15 protein-coding genes are annotated in these 21434 nt (G+C 69.9%); 5 read left to right on the top strand and 10 right to left on the bottom strand.

The window, feature by feature from the left end; translation table 11 throughout:
• Window positions 1-12: 12 nt before the first annotated feature.
• The 10 genes from EOE66_RS07075 to kduD form a co-directional block, all read right to left on the bottom strand.
• Complete coding sequence (locus EOE66_RS07075; protein ID WP_128227959.1) at window positions 13-264, bottom strand: RNA-binding S4 domain-containing protein; 252 nt, start codon at window positions 262-264, stop codon at window positions 13-15.
• A complete protein-coding gene (locus EOE66_RS07070; protein WP_128227958.1) occupies window positions 261-1055 on the bottom strand; it encodes an HpcH/HpaI aldolase family protein in 795 nt (264 codons plus the stop codon). Before EOE66_RS07070 ends, EOE66_RS07075 begins: the two co-directional genes overlap by 4 nt.
• A 22-nt stretch (window positions 1056-1077) precedes the next feature.
• Entirely contained in the window at window positions 1078-1902 is an 825-nt protein-coding gene (gene kdgR / locus EOE66_RS07065) for a DNA-binding transcriptional regulator KdgR (RefSeq protein ID WP_128227957.1), read from the bottom strand.
• 95 nt (window positions 1903-1997) lie between these two features.
• Window positions 1998-4409, bottom strand: a complete 2412-nt coding sequence (locus EOE66_RS07060; protein ID WP_164885018.1) for a pectinesterase family protein — start codon at window positions 4407-4409, stop codon at window positions 1998-2000.
• Between the two features lie 4 nt (window positions 4410-4413).
• Complete coding sequence (locus tag EOE66_RS07055) at window positions 4414-5574, bottom strand: oligogalacturonate lyase family protein (protein WP_128227955.1); 1161 nt, start codon at window positions 5572-5574, stop codon at window positions 4414-4416.
• 33 nt (window positions 5575-5607) lie between these two features.
• The gene (locus EOE66_RS07050; RefSeq protein ID WP_128227954.1) at window positions 5608-6912 is read right to left on the bottom strand and encodes an ABC transporter substrate-binding protein; all 1305 of its coding nucleotides are present in this window, start codon (window positions 6910-6912) and stop codon (window positions 5608-5610) included.
• Window positions 6909-8033 (bottom strand): ABC transporter ATP-binding protein, encoded by a 1125-nt coding sequence (locus EOE66_RS07045; RefSeq protein WP_128227953.1) that lies wholly within the window; start codon window positions 8031-8033, stop codon window positions 6909-6911. Before EOE66_RS07045 ends, EOE66_RS07050 begins: the two co-directional genes overlap by 4 nt.
• Window positions 8034-8036: 3 nt before the next feature.
• Window positions 8037-8906, bottom strand: a complete 870-nt coding sequence (locus EOE66_RS07040) for a carbohydrate ABC transporter permease (protein ID WP_128227952.1) — start codon at window positions 8904-8906, stop codon at window positions 8037-8039.
• Window positions 8903-9793, bottom strand: a complete 891-nt coding sequence (locus tag EOE66_RS07035) for a carbohydrate ABC transporter permease (RefSeq protein ID WP_128227951.1) — start codon at window positions 9791-9793, stop codon at window positions 8903-8905. Before EOE66_RS07035 ends, EOE66_RS07040 begins: the two co-directional genes overlap by 4 nt.
• Before the next feature lie 37 nt (window positions 9794-9830).
• Window positions 9831-10592 carry a 2-dehydro-3-deoxy-D-gluconate 5-dehydrogenase KduD gene (gene kduD, locus EOE66_RS07030; protein ID WP_128227950.1) on the bottom strand — a complete coding sequence of 254 codons (762 nt, stop codon included), beginning with the start codon at window positions 10590-10592 and terminating at the stop codon, window positions 9831-9833.
• A 181-nt stretch (window positions 10593-10773) separates the two neighbouring features.
• Between kduD and EOE66_RS07025 the strand changes: the two genes are divergently transcribed.
• From EOE66_RS07025 to EOE66_RS22135, 5 genes are all read left to right on the top strand, one after another.
• On the top strand, window positions 10774-11106 hold the full coding sequence (locus EOE66_RS07025; RefSeq protein WP_128227949.1) for a cupin domain-containing protein: 333 nt from the start codon (window positions 10774-10776) through the stop codon (window positions 11104-11106).
• 101 nt (window positions 11107-11207) lie between these two features.
• The gene (locus tag EOE66_RS07020) at window positions 11208-14207 is read left to right on the top strand and encodes a TonB-dependent receptor (RefSeq protein WP_128227948.1); all 3000 of its coding nucleotides are present in this window, start codon (window positions 11208-11210) and stop codon (window positions 14205-14207) included.
• A 14-nt stretch (window positions 14208-14221) separates the two neighbouring features.
• Window positions 14222-14830 carry a hypothetical protein gene (locus tag EOE66_RS07015; RefSeq protein WP_128227947.1) on the top strand — a complete coding sequence of 203 codons (609 nt, stop codon included), beginning with the start codon at window positions 14222-14224 and terminating at the stop codon, window positions 14828-14830.
• A gap of 1 nt (window position 14831) precedes the next feature.
• Entirely contained in the window at window positions 14832-17669 is a 2838-nt protein-coding gene (locus EOE66_RS07010) for a pectate lyase family protein (RefSeq protein WP_128227946.1), read from the top strand.
• The gene (locus tag EOE66_RS22135; protein WP_164885017.1) at window positions 17666-21394 is read left to right on the top strand and encodes a family 43 glycosylhydrolase; all 3729 of its coding nucleotides are present in this window, start codon (window positions 17666-17668) and stop codon (window positions 21392-21394) included. The genes EOE66_RS07010 and EOE66_RS22135 overlap by 4 nt, the downstream gene beginning before the upstream one ends.
• Window positions 21395-21434 lie beyond the last annotated feature (40 nt).

The raw sequence follows: 21434 nt of genomic DNA, 5'->3' as shown, positions 1-21434 counted from the left end.
CGCGAGTGTCTCTCAGCCCGGCGCGGGCCCGGCTTGCACCTGCACTTGGGTGCCGCCCACCTGCACCGTCTCACCACCGCGCAGCTTGCGGCCGCGGCGGGTTTCCACCTCGCCGTCCACACGCACCTGGCCCTCGGTGATGAGCAGCTTGGCCTCGCCGCCGCTGCCCACCAGGCCGGTGGCCTTGAGCAGGGCGTCCAGCGTGATGAGTTCGCCGCGCAGCGTGAAGGGCTGCGGCGCCGTGGCTGGTTTCAGGGGCTTCATGGCTTGGCCCGCGCGCCCAGGTCGGCGCCCAGGCTGCCGCGCATGGCGCCCAGCACGCGGCGCGAACCTTCCACGAGCAGGTTCACGTCGGAGGCCAGCGTCACGAAGCGGTAGCCGAGTTCGATGCGCGCCTGCGCCACCTCGGTGCGGCCGTTGTGGATGCCCGCGAACAGGCCGTGCGCCTTCGCGCGCTGGGCGATGTGCTCGATGGCCTGCTGCACTTTCGGCTCGACATCGTCGAAGGTGGGCTTGCAGCCCAGGCTCATCGAGAGGTCGGACGGGCCGACGTAGACCGCGTCCAGCCCTTCCACCGAGAGGATGCTGTCGAGGTTGTCCAGCGCCTGCGCGGTTTCGATCATCGCGAAGACCACGATCTCGCTGTTCGCGCGCGCCACGTACTCGGGCCCGTGCAGCTGCACCGCGCGGATGGGGCCCACGCTGCGCGTGCCCTGCGGGGCGTAGTGCGTCCAGGCCACGAGCTTCTGCGCGTCTTCTCGCGTGTTGACCATGGGGCAGATGACGGCCATGGCGCCGGCGTCGAGCGCGCGCATCAGGATGCCCGGCTCCAGCCAGGGCACGCGCACCACGGGCACGGTGGCGGTGGTGCTGAGGGCCTGCAGCATCGGCACCAGCGCGCCGGCGTCGGCCAGGCCGTGCTGCAGGTCGATGGTGAGGGTGTCGTAGCCCTGTCGCGCCATCACCTCGGCGCTGAAGCTGTTGGGCACGGCCAGCCAGCCGTTGAGCGCCGCGCGGTCTTGCGCCCACAGCTGGCGCAGGGGGTTGGGCTTCATCGGCAGGCTTTCGGGTGCGGGTTCAGCGGCGGGCGCCGGGGGCTTCCACCGGGTCCAGCGGGAACTGCGTGCAGCCCAGCTGGCGCGAGATGTCGCGGCTGGCGTCGCGCAGCATGGCCACGAGTTCGGGCTCGCGCGCGGTGTCGTAGCGGAAGGTGGGGAAGCTCACGCTCAGGCCGGCCACCACCTGGTTCTGGCGGTCGAAGATGGGGATGCCGGCGCAGCGGATGTGGTCGTCGAACTCTTCGCGGTCCTGCCCGAAGCCCTGGGCCAGCGTGCGTTCGAGTTCGGCGTTGAAGGCTTCCAGCGTGGTGATGGTCTTCTCGCGGTAGGGCTTGAAGTCGCAGCCTTGCAGGATCTGCGCGCGGCGGGCCGGGCTCTCCCAGGCCAGCAGCACCTTGCCGATGGCCGTGCAGTGCAGCGGCGCGCGGCGCCCCACGCGCGAGTACATGCCCAGCATGTGGCGGCTGTCGACCTTGTGCACGTAGATGATCTCGCTGTCGATCAGCGTGCCCAGGTGCACCGTCTCGCCAGTGGCGTCACTCAGGCTCTGCATGTGCGGCTTGCAGATCTCCACGAGATCCGGGTACTGCAGCGCCTTGGCGCCGAGTTCGAACATGCGCATCGACAGGCCGTAGCGCTCGCTGTCGACCTGCTGGCGCACGTAGCCCAGCGTCTTCATCGTCTGCAGGAAGCGGTAGACCGTGGCCTTGGGCATGGCCAGGCGCACCGAGAGTTCGCTGATGCCGGTTTCGTCCCGCTCCGACAGCGACTGCAGGATGGCGAAGACTTTCAGGACCGCGGCCACCGATTCGGGCTGCCGGGCGTCGTAGCTGTCGTCGTCCATGTTGTTTCGATCGTTTCGGGCTGGCGTTTCAGAAGATATTGTGAACCGACTGGCGGGCACGGCGGGCGCCGGCCTGCGGGCGCTGGCGCCGCGGCTCATGGGGCCCCCAGCCACAACCACCCCGGCCCGGCCGTGGCGCGCACGCGGGCGGGCACGGATGCAGCTGGGTCGGCAGCGGGCGGGTGGGGGGGGTGCCAGCCCAGCGCATCGGAAACGCTGGCGCCGCTGGCGCGCAGCGTGGCGGCCAGGTCCAGCAGCCGGCCGTTGTGCAGCGAACCCTGGTCGCGGAAGAGGCTGCCCTTGAGCACACGCACCAGCTGGGCGGGCGCCACCGTGGGTGGTGTCTGCCAGGCGTTGCTTTCGCTGAACACGCGCGAGCCCTGGCCCAGGCCCAGCGAGTAGCCGAACTCGCTGCCGGGGTTGACGAGGTAGAGGTTGTTCAGCAGGTGCACCTGCCCGTAGCGCACGCGCGGGGCGCGCTCCTTCACGTCTTCCCAGAGGTTGTGGTGCAGCGTCACCTGCAGCTTGCCGTCGTCGCTGGTGAGGCTGTCGCTGTTGCCGATGAGCACGGTCTTGTCGTGGCCGCGGAAATGGCTGTGGCTCACGGTGACGAACTGGCTGCCGCGGATGATGTCGAGCAGGCCATCGAAGCGCTGCAGCGGTCGGCCGAAGATCACGCGCTCGGACGGGGTCGCGGGGACGCCATCGTCAAACAGGCAGTGGTTCACCCACACGTGGCGCGCGTTGCGCAGCATCAGCGTGTCGTAGGCCGAGTTCCATTCGCCGCCGGCGTTGTCGTTCGGATCCCAGGCCGGGAAGTGGTCGTAGGCGCGGCGCAGGTGCAGGTGGCGCAGGACGACCTGCTGCACGCCGTCGAGCACCAGGCCGCCGCCCGTGATCTCGGCGCCGGCGCCGAGGCCCACGATCGTGGTGTTGGAAGGCACGGCCACCATCACCTGCGCGGCCTGGCGTTTGGCCGAGCGCTGGCGGGCTTCTTCCAGCGGGCCTTCGGGCTTCTTCTTGCCCCAGGTGGCAGGGGCGTAGGCGGCTTCGAAGGCGTCCCAGCTGAAGGCGGGGTCGCGGAAGTCATCGAAGCCCAGGGCGCGTCCGTCGTCGGCCTGGGCCAGGTCGATGCGGCCGGCGATCTTCACCAGGCGCGGGCGCTGCACGCCGGGGCGGCCGTCGGTGCCGAGGTGGGGCTTCAGTGCGGCGCGCAGCTGCGCGGCCGTGCGCACGGTGTGCACGTCTTCGGGCGCGGCCTCGGCGCCGCCGCGCGTGCCGCCTTCGGCTGCGGCCCAGCCGCCATCGGCAGCCAGCACTTCGCGCGCCGGGTCGGCCGGCAGCGCCCGGTTGTTGAACTCGAAGAAGCGGTTGGCCTGCTCGCCCGTGGCCGCAAAAGGCCGGCGCGAGGTGCTGGCCGACCAGCCGCCCAGGTGGGGCCCGAGCTGGCTGTCGCGGATCAGCACCTGGCCGTTGGGCGAAACGCCCGGCTGCCAGGTGCCGCGCGCCACGCCTTCGTCCCAGGCCCGCCCCAGGCTGATGCTGGCGGGCGCCACGCCCGGCTCGGCCGTGAAGCGCGTGCGCTGCACCAGGAAACCCAGGCGCGCCGCGGCCGGTGTGCTGGGCGCCAGCACGTGGCCGCCGTTGGGCGGCTGGCGGCGGCCGGCGCGCTGCAGGATGGTGCTGTCGTCGATGACGAGCGTGGCGTTGCCGAAGATGTAGTCCACATCGCCGGCGATCAGGCTGGCACGCACCAGCACGCGGCCAGGCAGCGTGGGTTTCGCGCGGCGCACGTGCAGCGTGTCCTGGTGGGCGAGCAGGTGCACGCGTTCCAGCAGCACGCGGTCGCCGATGGTCATCAGCGCCACGGCCTGCGCGCCGCCGCTTTCACCGGCGCCGGGTGGGTAGCCCTGGCCGGCCTTCACGCCGTCCATCGCGTCGTTGGCGATGGTGAGGTGGACGGCGGTGAGGTCGTCGCTGGCGAACACCACGCTGGCGCTGCCGTAGGTGCCGTAGGTGGTGGCGGCCAGGTCGGGCCAGCAGGCGTGGGCCGCGGTGCCGGCGGGTTTGGTCTGCGCGTTGTAGCGGCCTTCCACCAGCCGCACGGCGCCGGCATCGCCGGGCACGCCGATGAGCGTCAGCGGGGCCTTGCCTTGCACGCACAAGGGCTCGCGGTAGGTGCCGGGGCGGATCTGGATGACCCAGCGGCGCCCGTTGTTGCTGGCGGTGGCCGCGGGCACGGCATCCACCGCGGCCTGCACCGTGCGGTGCGTGCCGCTGCCGTCGGCGGCGACGATGAAGTCGGGCTTCAGCGCGTGGGTGTCCACCGCCGCCGGCGCCCAGGGCGTGGGGCCGTCGGCCAGGTAGTGCGCCGCGGTGTGTTCGGCGGCCTGGGCCGTGCTCAGCTGCGGGCGCAGCGGGCCGGTGTGGTTGTCGGTGCCGGGCGTGGCCGCCGCCGCCGCGCCGGCCAGGGTGGACAGCAGCAGCAGCGCGAGGCTCGGCGTCATGGGCTTACGCAGGCAGGTCTGCAAGGTAGAGGGCCGGCTCGCCTTCGGCATCGGCGCTGAACAGCACCTGTTTCCCGTCGGGCGTGAAGCTGGGGTGCGGGTGCGTGACCTGCCGGTTGCCCTTGTGCACCTTCCAGCTGCTGTCGTGCCGGGCGATGCGCGTGGTGGTGCCGGCCTGCATGTCGAAGAGGTGCAGGTAGGGGTCGTGATCGATCGCGTGGCTGCTGGCGTCGGCCACGTCGGCCGGGCTGCCGCAGCCGTCGCCCACCATCAGGCTGCCGTCGTGGTTGCTCATCAGGTGCGAGCAGGGCGGCATTTGCATGAGCTGGCGGCTTTCCAGCGTCACGGGGTCCAGGCTGCAGATCCAGCGTTCACGCTCGCCCTTGAAGTAGCTCACGAAGGCCATGGCGCTGCCATCGGGCACCCAGAACTCGTGCGTGCAGCTCTCGCCGGGTGCGTGCACCTTGCCGCAGCGGCGCTTGGTGCCGTCTTCGTTGATGAACCACATGCGCGCGTCCACCAAGTCGTGCGGGCCTTCGTGGCAGTAGGCCACGGTGTGGTCGTCGCCGGGGCGGTATTGCGGGTGGCCGAGCCAGCCTTTCTGTTCGAGGATGACGGTCCGTGCGCCGGTGGCCAGGTCGATGCTGAACAGCCGGCACAGCGGTTGCCGGTGGTACATCTCGGCGAACTGCTTCCAGTCGGACAGCGGCGACCAATCGGCCTGCGCGATCTCGATGCCCACCATCTTCGTGCAGGCGCTGTTGCTCACCCAGGTGCCGTAGCCCACCCAGCCTTCGGGCACGGTGTAGACCACGTCTTCGTGCAGGCCCTGGAGTGCCAGGCGCACCAGCGTGCGGCCGCCGCGCACGAAATAGAGGTGCTGGTCGTCGGGGCTCAGGAAGCCGCCGAAGGTGTTTTCACCGGCACCGTCGCTGAGCTGCACGGCCGTCTGGCTTTGCAGGTCGAGCAGGTGGTAGTTCCAATTCGTGCCGGGGCCGAACTCGGCGCCGAAGATCAGCTTCGAGCCATCGTTCGTGAAGCACTTCTGGTAGAAGTAATTGCGGTGGCAGGTGACGTCGGTGGGCGTGAGCCGCGTGACCCGCGCGCCGGTGTCGGGGTCGGCGCGGGTGACGAATTGCAGCTGGCGTTCGGTGTGCTTGGGCATGAGGGGCTCGGCCCGACAAGGCCGCCGTGGTTCTTACTTGATGCGGTTGAGTAGCGCAGCGCCATCGGTGATGAGGCGGCGCGCGGCGGCGATGTCGGTGGTCTTGTTGTACGCCACCGTCTCGAAAACTTCGCGCATGAACTTGAGCATTCGCGGGTGCTCGAAGAGCGGGCCCGGCAAGGGCAGGCGGCCGGCATCGCGCTGGGCCTGGATCTGCCGGTGCGCTTGCAGCTCCAGCGCGGGCAACTGGCCCTCACGCTCCAGCTGCTGCAGCGGGCCGCGCGCGCCGGGCAGGCCGCGCGTGCGGCCGAGCAGGCGTGCGGCGTCCAGGTCGGTGAGCAGAAACTCGATGAGCCTGGCCGCCAGCTCGGGCTGCTTGCAGTGGCGGCCCACGGCATACATCAGCGTGGGGCGGCCGAACATGCCGCTGTGCAGGGCGCCGGGCAGGGTGGGGAAATCGCCCAGGGCCAGGCGCTGCGGGGGCTTCAGCGTGCTGGCGCGCAGCGGAATCGCCGAATCCCAGGTGTAGTTGCCGGCCCAGCGGCCGGTCACCCAATCTGGCTGCTGCTCGGTGGGCTTTTCAGCGCCGCCCAGGCTGGCGCGCAGCGGCAGCGGCGTGGCCACGTGCTCCTTCACCAGGCGCTGGTAGATGCGCACCCAGTCCAGCGCCGCGGCTTCGTTCATCGCCACGCGGCTGGGGCCTTCGGCCGTGGCCGGCGCGATGAAGGGCGTGCCGTGTTTCTGCTGCACCCAGGTCTGGGCGAGCAGGATCATGTCGTAGAGCTCACCGTCCAGCGGAAAGGCGCCCTCGCCCAGCTTGTTGCGGAACACCGGGCCGGCGGCAAAGAGTTCGTCCCAGGTCTTGGGCAGGGCCAGGCCCACGCGCTCGAAGGTGCTGGGGTTCCACAGCATCACGCGCGCGCTGTAGCTCACAGGCAGCGCGTTGAGCTTGCCGGCCACGCGGCCGGTGGCGAGTTCGGCCTCGGGCAACTGTTCGCGCACGGCCGGGCCCAGCAGCGGCGTGAGGTCGGTGAAGCCGCTGCCGCGCTTGCTGAACATCGCCAGCCAGGCCCAGTTGATCTGCATCACGTCGGGCTCGCTGCCGCCGGCCACCTGCGTGGTCAGGCGCTCGAGGTAGCCGTTGAAGCCCATGTACTCCGACTTGATGCGCAGGCCCGCGTTGCGCTGCTCGAAGAGCCGCACCGCGGCCAGCGTGGCGCCGTGGCGCGCCGCGCCGCCCCACCACGCGAAGCGCAGCACACGCGCATCCTTCTGCGCCAGCGCGGGGGCGCTGAGCGTCGCGGCGCCCAGGCCTTGCAGCAGCAGGCGGCGCTTCATGCCACGGCCAGGCCGCTGGCGGCGTCGAAGAGGTGGGCCGCGCCCATCTGCAGGTGCATGGTGAGCGCCGCGCCGCGCTGCAGGCCATGCAGGCCGCTGGCCTGCTCCACCGGCACGCGGGCGCTGAAGGGCAGTTCGCCGATGTTGAAGTGCACATAGACCTCGCTGCCCATGTGCTCGGTGAAACGCAGCGTGGCGGGCACGGGCAGGCTGTCGCCCTGCGGGCGCGGCAGCGCGCCGATGTGTTCGGGCCGCAGGCCGAAGGTGATGGCGCCTTGCCGGCCCGCCAGTGCCGCAGAGCGGGCGCCCGACAGCGGCAGCACCTGCCCGCCCAGGCCGACAGCAGCGCTGCCGTTCAGCGGCTGCAACTCGGCCTTCACCAGGTTCATCTCGGGCGAGCCGATGAAACCCGCCACAAACGCGTTGGCCGGCTTCTCGTACAGCGCCACGGGCGTGTCCACCTGCTGGATCACGCCTTCCTTGAGCACGCAGATGCGCTCGCCCATGGTCATGGCTTCGGTCTGGTCGTGGGTGACGTAGATCACCGTGGCCGGCTGGCCCTGGTCGCGCAGCGTCTGGTGCAGCTCGGTCAGGCGCACGCGCATCGCGGCGCGCAGCTTGGCGTCGAGGTTGGAGAGCGGCTCGTCGAAGAGAAACACCTCGGGCTTCTTCACGATGGCGCGGCCCACGGCCACACGTTGCGCCTGGCCGCCACTCAGCTGCTTGGGGTAACGCTCCAGCAGGTGCTCCATCTCCAGCAATTGCGCGGCCTGGCGCACGCGCAGGTCGAGTTCCTTCTTCGGTGTGCCGGCCAGCTTCAGCCCGAAGGCGAGGTTGTCGTACACCGTCATGTGCGGGTAGAGCGCGTAGTTCTGGAACACCATGGCGATGCCGCGCGCCTTGGCCGGCAGGTCGTTGACCCGCTTGTCGCCGATGCGCAGTTCGCCGCCGGTGATGCTCTCCAGCCCCGCCACCATGCGCAGCAGCGTGCTCTTGGCGCAGCCGCTGGGGCCCACGAAGACCATGAACTCGCCGTCACGGATGTCGAGGTCGACGCCGTGCACGGCCTTGAAGCCGTTGGGATAGACCTTCTCGATCTTGCTCAAACTCACGCGGGCCATGGCTCAGCCTTTGATGCCGCTGCTGGCGGCACCTTCGATGAAATGTTTCTGGGCGGCAAAGAACACCGCAACGGAAGGCAGCAGGGCCACCACGCTGATGGCGATGACGTTGGCCCACTCGACCTCTTCGGTGGCGCCGATGCTCATCTTCAGCGCCAGGCTCACGGGGTACTTCTCGACGCTGGCGAGATAGATCAGCGGCCCCATGAAGTCGTTCATCGTCCAGATGAACTGGAAGACGACCACGCTGATGATGGCCGGCTTGAGCAGCGGCACGATGATGTGCCACAGCATCTGGATGGCGTTGCAGCCGTCGATCATCGCGGCCTCTTCCATGTCACGCGGGATGCCGCGCAGGAACTGCACGAGCATGAACACGAAGAAGGTGTCGGTGGCGAAGGCGCTGGGCAGGATCAGCGGCCAGTAGCTGTCGAGCATGCCCACTTCGCGGAACATCAGGTACTGCGGCAGCCGCAGCACGATGAGCGGCAGCATCATCGTGCCCACCATGATGGCGAACAGCGACTTCTTGCCCCAGAACTCGAAGCGCGCAAACGCGTACGCCACCAGCACGCAGCTGATCACCGTGACGATGATGCGCGGCACGGTGATGATGAAGCTGTTGAGGAAGTAGGTCGCGAAGGTGTACTCGGTGCTGGTCTTCCAGCCCTTTTCATACGCGCCGAAGTCCAGCCGGCTGGGCCAGAAGCCGATCTCGGTGAAGATCTCGGCGTTGGTCTTGAAGGTGGCGCCCACCAGCCAGATCAGCGGGTAGAGCATCAGCAGCGACACCGCGCCCAGCGCGATGTAGCGCACCCAGGGCACGGGGGGCGCCGCGTCGCGCAGCGGCGCCGGGGAGGCAGACGTCGTCATTTCTTGGCCGCCTCTTTTTCACCGGCGTAGAACACCCAGTACTTCGAACTCCAGAAGCTCAGGCCCGCCAGCGCGGCCACCAGGGCGAACAGCACCCAGCTCAGTGCCGAGCCGTAGCCCAGGTTGAAGTAGCGGAAGCTCTGGTCGTAGATGTAGAGCGCGAGCACGTAGGTGCTGGAGAGAGGCCCGCCCTCGGTGACCATGTAAGGCGCGTTGAACTCCTGGAAGGCGTGCACCATCTGCATGATCACGTTGAAGAAGATCACCGGCGTGATCAGCGGCACCGTGATGCGCCAGAACTGCTGCGAGCGGCTTGCGCCGTCGATCTCGGCCGCTTCATAGAGCGATTGCGGCACGTTCTGCAGCGCCGCCAGGAAGATGACCATGGCCGAGCCGAACTGCCACATGAAGAGCAGCACGATGGTCCACATCGAGTAATGCTCGTCGGCCAGCCAGGCGATGGGCTCGATGCCGAACTGCCCCAGGATGCCGTTGACCAGCCCGTTGCGCGCGAACAGAAAGCGCCACAGCACCGCGGTGGCGATGCTGCCGCCCAGGATGCTGGGCAGGTAGAAGGCGCTGCGGAAGAAGTTGATGCCGCGCAGCTTGAAGTTCAGCACGTGCGCCACGAAGAGCGCAAAGCCCACGCGCGCCGGCACCGCCAGCACCGCGAACCACAGCGTCACGCCCAGGCTCTTGGTGAAGAGCGGGTCTTCGGTGGCCAGTTCCTTGTAGTTCTGCAGGCCCACGTAGACCGGCGGGTCCATCACGTCGTACTGGGTGAAGCTCAGCGCAAAGCTCATCACGAAAGGGAAGAGCTTGAACAGCAGCACGCCCAGCACGAAGGGCAGCACGAACAGGAAGCCTAGTCTCTTGTTCTCGTACATCTCACCGTGTCTCCGGCGGTGATGAAGGGGCGCTGGATCAGCGTGCCAACCAGCCGCCGTCGACGGCGACCGTGTAGCCGTTGACGTAGTCGCTGGCCTGGCTGGCGAGGAAGACCACCGGCCCGGCCAGATCGTCAGGCACGCCCCAGCGGCCGGCGGGGATGCGTTCCAGGATGGACGCGTTGCGGCCTTCGTCCGCGCGCAGCGCGGCGGTGTTGTTGGTGGCCATGTAGCCCGGGGCGATGGCGTTGACGTTGATGCGGTGGCCGGCCCATTCATTGGCCATCAGCCGGGTGATGCCCATCACGCCGCTCTTGCTGGCCGTGTAGCTGGGCACGCGCACGCCGCCCTGGAAGCTGAGCATCGAGGCCACGTTGATGATCTTGCCGCCCGTGCCCTGGGCCAGGTACTGGCGCGCGGCGGCCTGGGCGAAGAAGAAGACCGACTTCAGGTTGATGTCGATGACATCGTCCCAGTCCTTCTCGCTGAACTTGATGGCGTCTTCGCGGCGGATGATGCCGGCGTTGTTCACGAGGATGTCCACGTGGCCCGCCAGCTCCAGCGCCTGCTTCATCAGGCCTTCGATGCAGCCGATGCTGCCCAGGTTGGCGCGCAGGTCCAGGAAGCGGCGGCCCAGGGCCTCCACCTGCGCCTGCGTCTCGCTGGGGGCACTCACGTTCACGCCCACGATGTCAGCGCCCGCTTGCGCCAAAGCGCGCGCCATGCCTTGGCCCAGGCCGGTGTCGCAGCCGGTCACGATGGCGACCTTGCCGCCGAGTTGGAACTGTTGAAGGATCATTTTCTGGGCACCGTGTAGGGAGTGGGGCGCGTCTGCGCCGGGGGTGGCAGGGCGTCGGGGCGCGAGCCTAAACCAGCTTCCGCCTTGTCCAAAATCATGGTTTCTAATTAGTGAACCGGCGTTTCTTTTTTATTGTGCCATTGCTACAGTCCTTCCGAATCGATGTCCCGGAGACTGCTGCATGAACCCCTACTTCCTCGAAGCCGAGACGCCCTGGACCGATCTGGGCGGTGGCATCCGCCGCAAGATCGTGGGCCACACGCCTGGCCTGATGAGCGTGCTGGTGCAGTTCGACCAAGGCGCGGTGGGCACGCCCCACGCGCACGACGAGTACGACCAGATCGCCTACGTGGTGAGCGGCTCCTTCGAGGCCGATGTCGCCGGCGTGAAGCGCGTGCTGCGCCCCGGTGACGCCTTCATCGCCCCGCGCACGCACCTGCACGGTGTCGTGGCGCTGGAGCCGAACAGCACCCTGCTCGACCAGTTCACCCCCCGCCGCGAGGACTACCTCTAGGCCGCTGCCTGCCCGGCCGGCGCGCACTGCAGCGCCCGGCCCTGACTCAGCCACAAGAGGCGACCTGCATGCGCCCGGCCCCACCCGACGGAGACAAGACCATGACCCAGCGCCACCCGCGCTCCCTTCGACCCACCCGCGCCCTGCGCCACCCGCGCGGCCTGCAACTCACGGCCGTGGCCGGTGCCCTGGTGGCGCTGGCCGCTTCCGCCCAGGTTCAGGCCCAGGCCCAGACGGCACCCGCTGCCGGCACGGCCGCGGCCGCCAACCAGCCGCAGCGCATCGAGATCACCGGCTTCCGCGGCTCGCTGGAAAGCGCGCTGAACAAGAAGCGCGAGGACACCGGCATCGTCGATGTCATCCGCGCCGAGGACATCGCCAAGTTCCCCGACACCAACCTGGCCGAGAGCCTGCAGCGCATCCCCGGCGTGGTGATCGACCGCGACGCCGGCGAAGGCCGCAACATCACGGTGCGCGGCCTGGGTTCCGACTTCACCCGCGTGCGCATCAACGGCATCGAAGCCCTGGCCACCACTGGCGGCACCGACAGCAGCGGCGGTGCCAACCGCTCGCGCGGCTTCGACTTCAACGTCTTCGCGGCCGAGCTCTTCAACAGCATCACCGTGCGCAAGAGCGCCTCGGCCGATGTGGAAGAAGGCTCGCTCGGTGCCACCGTCGACCTGCAGGCCTCGCGCCCCTTCGACTTCAAGCAGCGCACCTTCAGCGTCTCTGTGAAGGGTCGCTACAACGATGTCGGCCGCAAGACCGACCCGCGCATCGCCTTCCTGGCCACCGACACCTTCTTCGACCGCAAGGTGGGCGTGCTGGTCTCCGGCGCCTACAGCAAGCGCAACCTGCTCGAAGAGGGCTTCAGCACCGTTCGCTGGGACAACGGCGCCAGCTCCGGCGGCTGGTGCGCCCCCACCGGCGTTGTGCCGGCCAACCCCACCACCAGCACCGCCACCACCTGCGGCCCGGCCGCCCAGGGTGTGCCGCGCGTGACCGGCACCGCCGACAACATCGCCGCCTACAACACGGCCAGCAGCGCCAGCAACTTCCACCCGCGCCTGCCGCGCTACGGCCGCCTCACGCACGAGCAGGACCGCCTGGGTCTCACGGCCTCGGTGCAGCTCAGGCCGGCCGAGGGCACGCTGGTCTCTCTGGACGTGCTCTACAGCAAGCTCGACGCCACGCGCCAGGAAGACTTCCTGCAGGCCATCAGCTTCAGCCGCAGCGCCACGCAAGGCGGCAAGCCGCAGACCACCGTGCTGGAGACGCAGTACGCCGCCAACGGTGCGCTGCTCTACGGCCGCTACAACGGCGTCGACATCCGTTCCGAATCGCGTTTCGACGAGCTGAGCACCACCTTCACGCAGCCCAGCCTCACCATCCAGCAGGACATCGGCGACAGCATCCGCCTGTTCGGCCGCATCGGCCGCGCCGACAGCAAGTTCCGCAACCCGGTGCAGACGACCACCACGCTGGACGCGCTGAACGTCAACGGCTACGCCATCGATTTCCGCGGCAACGACCGCCTGCCCAGCATCACCTACCCCTTCGACGTCACGCAGCCCGGCGGCGCCTTGACGCTGGTATCGGTGCCGCAGGTGACCACCGGCACCCAGCCCAGCACCATCACCAACACCACCAGCAGCGAGATCCGCATCCGCCCGCAGGGTGCCAACAACATCAACGACGTGGCCTCGTTCAGCGGCGAGTGGGAAGCCCTGCCCGGCAACCTGACGCTGAAGGCCGGCCTGGACTACAAGCGCTACACCTTCGACACCTACGAGTTCCGCCGCGTCAACCAGAACGACACCATCTTCGCGCCGCCGACGGGCACCAGCATCGCCAGCCTGACCACCAGCGTCACCGGCTTCGGCCGCGGCCTGGGGCTGCCCGCGGGCACCCCCACCAGCTGGGTGATCCCGAACCTGAACGCCATCGCGGCGGCCTACGACATCTACTGCAACTGCATCAAGAGCGGCCCGGCCGGCGGCCCCGGCGACTTCACGCTCTCGTCCATCACCAACGGCAACGCGCGCGGCAACAACCGCAAGGTGGTGGAGACCGACCAGGGCGTTTTCGCGATGGCCGACTTCAGCTTCAAGCTGGGTGCCATGCCCATCCGCGGTAACGCCGGCGTGCGCGTGGTGCAGACCGAGCAGGCGGCCACCGGCTACCAGGCCGGCGGCGGCGGCACCGAGGTGACGGTGACGCAGACCTACACCGACACCCTGCCCAGCATCAACCTCTCGGCCAACCTCACGAAGGACATCGTCCTGCGTGCGGCCGCGGCCAAAGTGATGGCACGCCCGCAGCTCGGCAACCTGAACCCCGGCGGCACCATCAGCACCACCGGCACGCTCAGCGTGACCAGCGGCAACCCGCTGCTCAAGCCCTTCCGGGCCACCACGCTGGACCTCAGCGCCGAGTGGTACCTGGGGCGGCAGACCTTTGTCGGCCTGGGCCTCTTCACGAAGGACATCAACACCTACATCCAGAGCCTGCGCACGACGATCCCGTACAACCAGACGGGCCTGCCGCTGAGCTTGCTGCCGAGCAACTTCACGGGCGAGGAAGTCTTCCAGGTCACCACGCCCATCAACACCAACGGCGGCAAGCTCACGGGCTTCGAGTTCAACTGGCAGCAGCCCTTCACCTTCCTGCCGGGCGCGCTCAGCAACTTCGGCATGCTGGTGAACTACACGCAGGTCAAGAGCAAGATCGACTACCAGGTCTCGCCGACCAGCACCTCGGTGATCCGCGACGACCTGCTGAACCTCTCGCCCAAGAGCTGGAACCTGACGCTGTACTACGACGATGGCACCTTCAGCGCACGCGTCTCGGCGGCCAACCGCTCGGGCTTCCTGACGCGCGTGCCGGGGCAGAACAACAACGACGTGGAAGGCAAGAACGCCAGCACCAACGTCGACGCCTCGATCTCCTACAAGATCAGCGATCAGCTGGACATCACGCTGGAAGGCGTGAACCTCACCAACGAGGCCAACGACCAGTTCATCAGCCGGGCGCGCAACAGCTCGGTCGTCTATCACAAGACCGGGCGCGAGTACCTGCTCGGCATGCGCTACAAGTTCTGAAGGAAGGCCTGACCATGAACCGCAAACTGAACGTGATGCGGCTCGCGGGCTTGCTGGCGGCCACCCTGGCCGCCGGCAGCCTGCAGGCCGCGCCCTTGAGCCTGAGCGGCAGCAGCGTGAGCGCTTCTGCCACCTTGAACGGCAGCGCGCTGGTGCTGCTGAGTGCCGACAGCGGCTTCGCCGCCGGCGGGCCCGCGCAGGTGGGCGATGCCGGCGTCGAGTTCATCACCGACGACGCCAACCCCAGCCTGTTCGCCGACCCTTCCTTGCAGATCGACTTCGGCACCAGCGGGCTGCTGAGCTTCTTCGACAACACCGGCCTGGGCACGCCCAGCGGCAACTACAGCTTCAGCTTCGTCTTCACCGGCCTGGCGGGCGCACTGGGCGGCGTGGATCTCGATCTCTCGCTGCTCACCGCCGGCAGCGTGACCGCCACGGTCACCGCGCCCGACACCGTGCAGTTCACGCTCAGCGGCGTGAACTTCGCGAACCCGTTCGAGAGCTTCAGTGCCCAGCTGAACGCCGCCCCGCAGGCGGCCGTGCCGCTGCCGGGCACGCTGGCCCTGGCCGGTCTGGCCCTGGCCCTCATGGCCGCGCCCACGCGCCGCCGCAAGGAGGTTTGACATGCGACGCTTCTTCACCGGCACCGCGGGTGCCGTGGCCGCGCTCACCTTGACGCTGGCCGTTTCGGGGGCCCAGGCCCAGACCGACCCGGCCCGCCAGCAGGCCCCGGCCGATGGCTGGGCCGCCCTGGCCGGCGGCACGCGCGGCGGCGCCAATGCCGAAAGTGCCCAGATCTACACCGTGACCAACCGCGTGCAGCTGCAGGCGGCGCTGGACGACGGCGCGGGCCTGCCCAAGATCGTGAAAGTGGTGGGCACCATCGACATGAGCGAGGGCCGGCCCTACCTCAGCCGCGCCGACCAGACCAGCCGCGGCAACGTGCGCCTGCCGAGCAACACCACGCTCATCGGTGCCGGCCCGGGCGCGGGTTTCGTCAATGCGCAGGTCCTCATCAGCGGGGTCTCGCAGGTCATCGTGCGCAACCTCAAGATCGTGGCGCCCTGCGATGTGGCGCCGGTGTTCGACCCCACCGACGGCGCCAACGGCAGCTGGAACGCGGCCTTCGACGCCATCTCGGTGATCTCCAGCGATCACGTCTGGATCGACCGCAACACCATCACCGACGTGCCTGTCACCGACGACACCCTGCCCATCGAGAACGGGCAGGTGCGCCAGTGCCACGACGGCGCCATCGACATCACGCAGGCCAGCGACCACGTCACAGTCTCGTACAACGTGATCGAGATGCACAACAAGACTGTGCTGATCGGCGGCAACGACAGCCACACCGGCGACGCCGGCCGGCTGCGCGTGACGCTGGCCAACAACGTCTTCCGCAACGTGGTGCAGCGCGCGCCGCGCGTGCGCTACGGCCAGGTGCACCTTTTCAACAACCTGCACCTGGGCAGCCGCACGGCGCAGCCTTACCCGCACAGCTACAGCGTGGGCGTGGGCAAGGCCGCCAAGATCATCAGCACGGCCAACGTGCACACCATCACCGGCGCGGCGCCCGGCTGTGCCAGCGTTGTGTCGGCCACCACGCCCGATGCCGACAGCCGCTTCGTCGACACCGGCAGCGTGCTCAACGGCGCGGCGCTGGGCCCCTGCGCCTTCGCGGCCGACGTGGGCTGGAGCGTGCCCTACGTCTTCCGCGCGCGGCCGGCCAGCCTGGTGAGCGCGCACGTGCTGGCCACGGCCGGCGCGGGCAGGTTCAGCACCGCCATCACCGGCACCGGCAACCAGGCCACCCCCCCGGGCACCCGCGCACCGGCCCCTGGCGACATGGCCGCGCACACCGACACGCGCCTGAGCCTGGCCTTCGACAACGTGCCCACGCTGGGCACCAGCGGCTTCATCACCGTGCGCCGCGCCAGCGATGGGGTGGTGGTCGACACCATCGACATCAGCAACGCGCCTTCCGCAGGCGAGACGCAGACGGCGATCCCGCGCACGAACATGGAGATCGATGCCATCGCGCGCGGTGCCATGCCCGAGAACCCGGCGCTGGCACGCTGGGTCTGGTACCGGCCGCTGCGTGTCGTCAGCAACCGTGTCGAGATCCAGCTGCACGACGGCAAGCTCGCGCACGGCACGGCCTACACCGTCAGCATCGACCCCGGCGTCATCAACGGCACGCTGTTCGGCCAGGCCTTCAACGGCATCGCCCCGGGCGATGGCTGGACCTTCACCACGCGGGCCGCGCCGGCCAGCTACACCAACCTCACGGTGGACGACACCGGCAGCACGGCCGATTTCCGCAGCCTGCAGGGCGCGCTGAACTGGGTGATGCGGCACTGCTCGCAGGGCAGCGCCACCAACGCCTTCGGCTGCAACACGCTGGCCACGCCCAAGCTCATCACCGTGGCCAACGGGCGTTACCGCGAGTTCAACATGCTGCGCCGCGTGCTGAACCTCACCATCCGTGGTGAAAGCCGCGACGGCGTGGTGATCGGCGACGTCAACTTCGAGAGCTTCAACAGCGGCAGCGGCGGCACGTCGGCCTCGCCCGGCACTGCGTTCACCACCGGGGGGCGCGTCATCGGCCGGCGCATCCTGCTCGGGGGCCGCGCATCGATGCTGGTGGAGAGCTGCGACCTGCTGACCCTGGAGAACTTCACCTTCGTCAACCCGCACGCCCGCATCAACACCTTCGACAACCAGGCCGAGGTGATCTACTTCAACACCGGCAGCACCGCCACGGCGGGGCGCATGGTGGCCAAGCAGGTGAGCTTCCTGAGCCAGCAGGACACGCTGCAGCTCAAGGGTTATGTGTGGGTCTACCAGTCGCTGGTGGAAGGCAACGTCGATTTCATCTGGGGCGGCCCGATGGCGGCGCTGTTCGAAGACAGCGAGATCCGCTCGGTGCGCGACACCTCCAGCAGCTCGCCCGGCTACATCCTGCAGGCGCGGGCCATCGCCGGCGACAAGGGCTTCGTCTTCCTCAACAGCCGTCTCACCGCCGGCCCCGGGGTGACGGCGGCCTACCTGGCGCGCAGCGGCGGCACCACCAGCAGCACCTACATCGACAACATCGCCTTCATCAACACGCGCATCGGCCCGCACATCCTGCCCGTGGGCTGGTGCGTGGGCACCGGCACCAGCAAGACGGGCACGGGCACGGGCAATTGCAGCACCAACCCGCCGCCCTGGGCCGGCACCACCACCGGTGCCGCCACCGACGCAGCCGGCTGGCGCGAGTGGGGCAGCACCGACCTGGACGGCAACCCGCTCGACCTGAGCCAGCGCCTGGGCAGCGCCACCGTGAACGTGGCGGGCACGCCGCGCAGCGTGGTGCTGGCCAAGCCGTTGGACAGTACCGCCGGCCTGGCCACACGCGCCGAGGTGTTTGCCAACAGCACCGCCGGGGGCCTGCCGGCGGGCTGGGTGCCGGTGCCGTGACACGGGCGCAGGCCCTGGCCGGGCTGCTGCTGGCCGGGGCTGCGCTCGCGGGCGCGCCGCACGCCGCGGCCAACGGGCTGGAAGCCGAGCGGCCGGCCCTGCTGCTGGTCGGCGACAGCACGCTGGCCCCGCGCAGCGGCTATGGCGACGCCCTCTGCGAACGGCTGGCCCCGGGCTGGGCCTGCCTGAACCTGGCGCGCGGCGGTCGCAGCACCAAGAGCTACCGCGAAGAAGGCCTGTGGGAGCGCGTGCTCGTGCGCCTGCGCTCGCGCCAGAGCAACGCGCCGCACGTGGTGCTGATCCAGTTCGGCCACAACGACCAGCCCGGCAAGCCCGGCCGCAGCACCGACCTGGCCACCGAGTTCCCGGCCAACCTGCGGCGCTATGTCGAGGAGGTGCGCGCCGCCGGCGGCCTGCCGGTGCTGGGCACGCCGCTCACGCGCCGCAGCTTCAAGGAGGGGCGGCTGCAGGGCGATCTGGAGCCCTGGGCAGACACCACCCGCCGCGTGGCGCGCGAACTCGGCGTGCCGCTGGTGGACACGCTGGCCAGCAGCGCCGCGCGCGTGCAGGCCCTGGGCGAAGCGTTGGCCGACACACTGGCCGTGGCCGCCAAGCCCGCGCCCGGTGAAGCGCCGGGGCGTGGCTCCAACAGCTTCGACCGCACGCACGTGGGCCCGCGCGGCGCCTGCCTGTTTGCGGCGACGTCGGCGCCCCTGCTGGCACAGGCCGTGCCGGCCTTGCGTGAGGCCTTCGTCAGCGCCGGCCAGCCGGATGAATCCGCCTGCCTGGCGCTGCCGCCCCCGCCGCCGGCGGCGGCGCTGGGGCAGGCCAGCGAACTGCACCGCGGCAGCTACACGATGCCCGGGTGGGCGGTGGGCACGCAGGGCGGGCGCGGCGGGCGGGTGCTGCGTGTCACCAACCTGCAGCCCAGCGGCCCGGGGTCGCTGCGCGCCGCGCTGGAGGCGCGCGGCCCGCGCAACATCGTCTTCGAAGTCGGCGGCGTCATCGACCTGCAAGGCGGCAAGCTCGACATCCGCGAGCCCTTCGTCACCATCGCCGGGCAGACGGCGCCCGCGCCCGGCATCACGCTCATCAAGGGTGAGGTGCGCGTGGGCACGCACGACGTCATCGTGCAGCACCTGCGCTTCCGCCCCGGCGCCTGGGGCCGCCCCGCACGCAGCGGCGGTGATCAAGACGGCCTGAGCACCGGCGCCGGCGCGCACCAGGTCATCGTCGACCACTGCAGCTTCAGCTGGGCCACCGACGAAAACCTCTCGGTCGGCGGCCCGCGTTTCCCCGGCAAGACGCCCGACGAGTGGCGTCGCCACACCGGCCGCGCCATCACCTTCAGCCACAACCTCATCTACGAAGGCCTGGGCCATTCGGTGCACGCCAAGGGCGAGCACAGCAAGGGCACGCTGATCCACGACAACGCCACCGGCATCCTGCTGCACGCCAACCTCTACGCCAGCAACCGCGAGCGCAACGCGCTCTTCAAAGGGGGCGTGCACGCGGCCATGGTCAACAACCTGGTCTTCAACCCCGGCACGCGCGCCGTTCACTACAACCTGCCTGCCGGCGAGTGGGAAGGCCAGCCGCACCAGACGGGCCGCATCGCGCTGCTGGGCAACCTGCTGCGCCACGGGCCCGACACGCGAGCCGGCCTGCCGCTCTTCGTGCTGGGCGGCCATGGCGATGTGGAACTGCACCTCGAGGGCAACACGGCCGTCGATTTCCTGGGCCGCCCGCTGCCGCTGACGGCGGTGGACAACGCCGGCCGCGCCCGCATCATCGAAGTGCCCGCCGCGCAGGCCACGCTGCCGCCCGACCTGCGCCTGCTGCCCGTGGCCGAGCTGGAAGTGCAGCTCACGCGTGCCGCCGGCGCCCGCCCCTGGGACCGCGACGAGGCCGACCAGAAGCTGCTGGCCGACGTGGCCGAAGGTCGCGGGCGGCTGATCGACGACGAGACGCAGGGCCTGGGCCACCCGCGCCACGCGCCCACGCGGCGGCCCTTCAACGCGGCCGATTGGCAGCTGCACGACCTCAGCCCGCGTGCGGGCTGGGCCTCGCTGTTCCCGCCCGAGGCCGCGCCACCTGCGGCCCCTGCGGCCAGCGCCCCGCCGGCTTCGATGAACCCGGCCACCGCGCCCCGCTGGGCCGCCGGCCCGGAGGGCCAGCGCCGCGCCGACCTGGGCGACGGCCGCTTTCGCAACCCCGTGCTGGCCGGCGACTTCCCCGACCCCACGGTGCTGAAGGACGGCCCTGACTACTACCTCACGCACTCGTCCTTCGAGGCGGTGCCCGGCCTGCTGATCTGGCATTCGCGCGATCTCGTCAACTGGCAGCCGCTGGCGCCTGCGCTCACGCGCTACATCGGCAGCGTCTGGGCGCCCGAACTTGTCAAGCACGCCGGCCGCTACTACCTCTACGTGCCGGCCAAGCGCCCCGGGCCGCAGCAAGGCGCTGGGGGCGGGGGCCCCCGCGGCGACATCTTCGTGATGCACGCGCCGCACCCGCGCGGGCCCTGGTCGGCGCCGGTGGCGCTGGGCATCGACCGCATCGACCCCGGCCACGCGGTGGACGAGCAAGGCCGGCGCTGGCTCTTCCTCAACGGCGGCGTGCGCGTGCCGCTGAGTGCCGACGGCCTGCGCACCACCGGTCCGCTGGAGACGGTGTACGAGGGCTGGCGCTACCCCGAAGACTGGGTGGTGGAGAGCTACTCGCAAGAAGGCCCGAAGATGCTGCGCAAGGACGGCTGGTGGCACATGACGCTGGCGGTGGGTGGCACCGCCGGCCCGCCCACCGGGCACATGGTGATCTCGGCGCGCGCGCGCACGCTGGCCGGGCCCTGGGAGCACTCGCCGCACAACCCGCTGGTGCGCACGCGCTCGCGCAGCGAGGCCTGGTGGTCGCGCGGCCATGCCACGCTGGTGGAAGGCCCCACGCCGGGCGACTGGTACATGCTCTATCACGGCTACGAAGCCGGGTACCACACGCTCGGCCGGCAGATGCTGCTGGAGCCCATCGAATGGACGCCCGAGGGCTGGTTCCGCAGCCGGCTGCCGCCGGGCGCCGATGTCGGCGACCCGCTGCCCATGCCGCGCGGCGGCAACGCCTTGCCGCACGGCCGCGCGCTGTCCGACGACTTCCAGGCGTCGCAGCTGGCCATGCCATGGAGCTTCTTCCGCGGTGACGAGAGCGACGCCGCGCGGGTGCGGGTGGGTGGCGGTACGCTGGCACTGGCCGCGCGCGGCAACGGCCCGGCCGACAGCCGGCCGCTGAGCTTCGTGGCCGGCGACCGCGCCTATGAACTGGAGGTGGACCTCGACCCCGACGCCGGCGCCACCGCCGGGTTGCTGCTCTTCTACAGCGAGCGCCTCTATGCCGGCCTGGGCCTGCAGCCGCTGCCCGAAGGCGGGGCGGCGCTGCTGCTGCACCGCTACGGCACCGACCAGCGCCGCGGCAGCCTGCCCTTGCGCGCCGACGGCCAGCCCTGGCGCCCCGGCCAGCCGCTGCGCCTGCGCCTGCGGCTGGAAGACCAAGTGCTGACGCTGCACACCAGCACCGACGGTGGGCAGCGGTGGCAGAAGTTCGGCACGCAGATCGAGGTTTCGGGCTACCACCACAACGTGGCCGGCGGCTTCATGAGCCTGCGGCCGGCGCTCTACGCGGCGGGGCAGGGGCAGGTACGATTCCGCCGCCTCGTCTACCGCGCGCTGCCCTGAACCCGAGCTTCTTCCCGGCCGATCTGGCGGGCTGGCTCAG

Origin of the sequence: Rubrivivax rivuli (assembly GCF_004016505.1) — a bacterium.
Classification (GTDB): domain Bacteria; phylum Pseudomonadota; class Gammaproteobacteria; order Burkholderiales; family Burkholderiaceae_C; genus Rubrivivax; species Rubrivivax rivuli.
This window is presented reverse-complemented; position numbering and strand designations above follow the sequence as displayed.